The 1494-nt window shown below is 59.4% G+C and carries 2 pseudogenes; both read right to left on the bottom strand.

The window, feature by feature from the left end:
• Positions 1-50: 50 nt before the first annotated feature.
• Positions 51-771, bottom strand: a pseudogene (locus tag BU28_RS26895) (IS30 family transposase).
• Positions 772-1387: 616 nt separating this feature from the next.
• A pseudogene (locus BU28_RS25760) lies at positions 1388-1494 on the bottom strand (IS5/IS1182 family transposase); the annotation flags it as partial.

The following is a 1494-nucleotide window of genomic DNA, read 5'->3' on the forward strand; positions in this document are numbered from 1 at the left end:
GGTCACGTCCGTCAAGCTGGTGTAAATTCCCGGATAGCCTGAGGGCATGATCAGGCGGCTTTCGTGGTTATGCTGAGAATGGGGTCGATCTCCTCCTTGTCGATCTGAGCGAAGGCCTCGATCATCATGTAGCGGCTCGAGGTCTGCCATTCGTCGTTGGCTTCGAACAGCACGGCGCCGATCAGGCGCATGATCGAGGCCTCGTTGGGGAGTGAGGGCATGACTGCCATTGGTCCGAAGGAGTGCCCGAACGCCGACGACGTCGGCGCGGCGCTTCACCTCCTTGTTCAGGCGCTCGATCGGGTTGGTGCTGTGCAGCTTGGTGCGATGCTGGCGCGGGAAGGACATGCAGGCCAGCACGACGTGCTCGCGGCGGAAGATCATCAGATCCGCCTCCCAGTGCCCGAAAACCTCACGCTTTTTGACCGCATCGGGTCTATAGCGGATCATGCAACGCTCTGGAAAAACGAGGCTTCGTGGCTTGCGTGCGTAGCGGGCCTGCCGTTTGCGTCGGCGCTCGGGAAGGTGGCGACCGAGTCCCTGGGCCTGTCCGTCTTTCGAATAGACGTAGCTGTAGATCGTCTCCTGGCAGACCCGCTGGCGATGACCTTCGTGGCGCAGGCGTCCAGCGATCTGTTCCGGCGACCAGCCGTCCATCAGCCGCTCGATCACGGCCAGCCGCAAGCCGTCGTGCCGGGTCAGTTTGCGCTGCCGCGACCGACGCGCTGCGGCCATATGCTGGGCATTCATGTGCCAGTATCCCGTCGCCATCGGCACCTCGGGGTCGTGCCAGAAACTGCGCCGCACCTCGCGGTGGATGGTCGAACGGTGGCGACCGAGCTGGATTGCGATCTGCGCCACGCTGACTTCACGGTGCAGCAGGCCCGCGACAATCCGGCGTTCCTCAAATGTCAGATGCGGGGCCAAGAGAGGGTCTCCTCGATCTGCAACAGCCTGAAAACCATGGCGTGTCGCATTTCAAAATAGAACCCACCCGGCTATACCTCCTGAGATAATAAATATTATGTAACGATACTATCTTTCTTCACCATTCGCAGGCCATCCGCCCACGCGATCATAAGTTTCACTCATGTGTTCTGTGGCACATAGTTTTGCCTTTTCTGTCAGGCAATCTTGCTCTCGGGCGTTTCACTGACGAAAGCGGAAAGTTGGTAGTCGGCGCATCATCGACGCGAAGAGCCCTATGTATGTGCGTTGCCTTGGCGTCTGCTCGGCGCCCAAACCAGATGTTTTCTTTGTCCGCTGACAAGACAAGGGCTTATTCACCTACTGAGCAGAGCGAGCCCCAATCCGGCTGAACATCACGGCGTTTCCTAGACAAGCAAGGGCTACGCCGCATACAGCTAGCGTCAGGACTCGTTCTGGATCATAGCCAGACCAAGACGGTTGCCGCGAGCAAGATGGCAGAGAAGAACGTCTGTGGGCATCTGTCGTAACGCGTCGCGACACGCCTCCAGTCCTTCAGCGGCCCGA

Origin of the sequence: Paracoccus yeei ATCC BAA-599 (assembly GCF_000622145.1) — a bacterium.
Lineage (GTDB): Bacteria > Pseudomonadota > Alphaproteobacteria > Rhodobacterales > Rhodobacteraceae > Paracoccus > Paracoccus yeei.